At 46.1% G+C, this 2,647-nt stretch carries 4 protein-coding genes and 1 pseudogene; 2 read left to right on the top strand and 3 right to left on the bottom strand.

The window, feature by feature from the left end:
• Positions 1–99, bottom strand: a pseudogene (locus OQV04_RS24195) (IS6 family transposase); the annotation flags it as partial.
• Between OQV04_RS24195 and OQV04_RS24190 the strand changes: the two are divergent.
• Both OQV04_RS24190 and OQV04_RS24185 read left to right on the top strand, forming a co-directional pair.
• Positions 90–596: a hypothetical protein gene (locus tag OQV04_RS24190; RefSeq protein ID WP_001505085.1), complete on the top strand. Its 507-nt coding sequence runs from the start codon at positions 90–92 to the stop codon at positions 594–596. The pseudogene OQV04_RS24195 and the gene OQV04_RS24190 sit on opposite strands and share 10 nt — an antisense overlap.
• Positions 593–1,384: a site-specific integrase gene (locus tag OQV04_RS24185; RefSeq protein WP_000016494.1), complete on the top strand. Its 792-nt coding sequence runs from the start codon at positions 593–595 to the stop codon at positions 1,382–1,384. Before OQV04_RS24190 ends, OQV04_RS24185 begins: the two co-directional genes overlap by 4 nt.
• A gap of 151 nt (positions 1,385–1,535) precedes the next feature.
• On the opposite strand, the gene OQV04_RS24180 is transcribed toward OQV04_RS24185, so the two are convergent.
• Both OQV04_RS24180 and OQV04_RS24175 read right to left on the bottom strand, forming a co-directional pair.
• Entirely contained in the window at positions 1,536–1,811 is a 276-nt protein-coding gene (locus OQV04_RS24180; RefSeq protein ID WP_050858693.1) for a hypothetical protein, read from the bottom strand.
• The gene (locus tag OQV04_RS24175; RefSeq protein WP_000633913.1) at positions 1,805–2,449 is read right to left on the bottom strand and encodes a division plane positioning ATPase MipZ; all 645 of its coding nucleotides are present in this window, start codon (positions 2,447–2,449) and stop codon (positions 1,805–1,807) included. The genes OQV04_RS24180 and OQV04_RS24175 overlap by 7 nt, the downstream gene beginning before the upstream one ends.
• Positions 2,450–2,647 lie beyond the last annotated feature (198 nt).

Here is a 2,647-nt window from a genome sequence, read left to right as displayed (position 1 = left end):
CTCCTGCAGCTCACGGTAACTGATGCCGTATTTGCAGTACCAGCGTACGGCCCACAGAATGATGTCACGCTGAAAATACCGGCCTTTGAATGGGTTCATGTGCAGCTCCATCAGTAAAAGGGGATGATAAGTTTATCACCACCGACTATTTGCAACAGTGCCCTGTGGAGCACGATCAGGATGGCAGAGGAGAAGCTGAGTTCTTATTACCGGAAATCGATTATTCCCCGGTATCTGGTAACTGGCGCTCCCTTCCTTCTGGCCTGATGTATAGGCTCAGCGAACTCTCTGTTCTCAGCTACGAAGCTGTCGTGTGTGTAGATAATGTGTTTGTTGAAGATACTCCTTATGGTGGAGCGGGTGAATATAGTTTGCATAAAAACGCAGCTATGTTGGGAGTAAAAGCACTGCGGTTATCACGAGAACTGAGAATGTTATGTGGCCTCCCTCTGCACGGCCTTTCCGATACACTATCGCCAACGAGGTTGGTATTGTTGAAAGCCAGAGGTAAAACACTCCAAAAGGAGTACGAAATGGTAAAGAAGTCTAAAAAGACCGAGCAAGAGATTGAGGATTTCATAAAGGGGACATCATGAGTGGCCCACAATTGCTTTCCCTGCCAGGTTCTTTTTTAACGCCTCCGGCAACATTACCTGTTGCCATTGATTACCCGGCTGCGCTGGCACTACGTCAGATGGCACTTGTGCAGGACGAATTACCAAAATATCTGTTGGCGCCGGAGATCAGCGCCCTGCTCCACTATGTACCGGATCTGCACCGCAAAATGTTGCTGGCCACCCTGTGGAACACGGGCGCACGTATAAACGAAGCGCTGGCGCTGACGCGGGGAGATTTTTCTCTGGCGCCGCCATATCCGTTCGTACAGCTGGCCACGCTCAAACAACGGACTGAAAAAGCGACCAGAACGGCAGGCCGTGTCCCTGCTGGCAGTCAGGTGCATCGCCTGGTTCCCCTGTCCGATACACAATACGTCAGCCAACTGCAGATGATGGTGGCCACGCTGAAAATCCCACTGGAGCGCAGAAACAAACGAACCGGAAGAATGGAGAAGGCGCGCATCTGGGGAATCACCGACCGCACAGTTCGCACCTGGCTGAATGAAGCTGTAGAGGCCGCTGCGGCCGACGGCGTGACGTTCTCTGTTCCGGTTACCCCACATACTTTCCGCCATTCCTACGCGATGCATATGCTGTATGCTGGTATTCCGCTGAAGGTGCTGCAGAGCCTGATGGGGCACAAGTCGATTAGTTCGACAGAGGTGTACACGAAGGTGTTTGCGCTGGATGTGGCTGCACGGCACCGGGTGCAGTTTTCGATGCCTGAGTCCGATGCTGTCACAATGCTGAAAAACAGACACGCATAAGTCACAAATCATAATTATGAATTGTGATTTATTCTATAAAAGAAGAGACCACTGCAATATGTGATCTCTTGTATGCAAGGGTGCTTAAACAGTGTGAATTCACAAGTGTGATTTCATAAGTGTGATTTCATAAGTAATAACTTCTTGATTATTACGTTAGTGTTTTTAAGTATTGCTCAAGGGCTACTCTGACGATGGCACTTACATTTTTTGGATCTTTACCATTGCGTTTATTCCTCAATGCCAGATCTTCTATTGTGACAAGCATGCTTTCACCAAGAGAGATTGTCGTCCGACATTGTTTTTCTGGTTCGAGTTTTTCCGGCGCGCCGTATGGTTTATCCGCAAGGCGCTGAGCCAGAGCCTCTGCTTGTTCTACCGTAACTGCAGCTCTGTTTAATGCTTGCTGGCTGGGTTTCTTCACCATGGGCCAAATACCTCATTCATTAAATGTTCAATTTCTGCTCTGGCTGCTGTATTGTTCGTTTCTACTACACCGGTGCCGTTGCTCATGCAATCGCGATAGACTTTTCTGAAACAAATAACTGAATCCAGGACTTGAATTGTTGGGAATTCTTCAAGATATTCAAGGAATTCTTTTCTCTCATTTCCCCTCAAAACCGGATTGGTTGTTGCCATACTTTGTAAACAATAAACCTTAAGTTCCGGGTTAAGGTTACGCATTGCGTCTATCTGTTGTTCTAGTTCTGTAAGAGTATCCAGATCTGGTTGAGAACACTGTAGTGGCGCAATTATTTGATGTGCGACAACTCCACTCGTTATGAATTCCTTTGAGTTTCTTCCTGCGACATCCACTATTACATCATCGAACTTTTCATTCAGAGCCTGTAGTGTTTGTGTCAGGTTATCAAATTTCTCAACAAGGGTTATTGCTGGTAACAGTCCTGCAGCTTCTCGTTCCGCATGATGTTTTGCGGCTGTTCGTTGTAGATCTCCGTTTAACAGGCAGACTTCCCTTCCTTTATTTGCGAGAGCAATAGCCAGGTTTGATGCAATGGTAGTTTTCCCTGAACCACCTTTGTTCCCACCAACTACAGTAATCATTGCAACCTCATAAATGTGATGTGTGAAGTATGATGATATTTTGACACGGTAACCTGATGTGTCAACATGCATTCATATTTATGAAGTATGAAATATGAAGTATGTCATATGATGTAATAAATATTACTTGTGTTTTGTGATTTCATAACTATGATAGTGCTCAAATTGAGTATTACCTTGCAACCAGAAACAGTGATT

Source organism: Escherichia sp. Lx600-2 (assembly GCF_036662595.1).
Classification (GTDB): domain Bacteria; phylum Pseudomonadota; class Gammaproteobacteria; order Enterobacterales; family Enterobacteriaceae; genus Escherichia; species Escherichia coli.
Note: the sequence above shows the minus strand (reverse complement) of the source record. Positions and strands in the feature narration are given on the sequence as shown.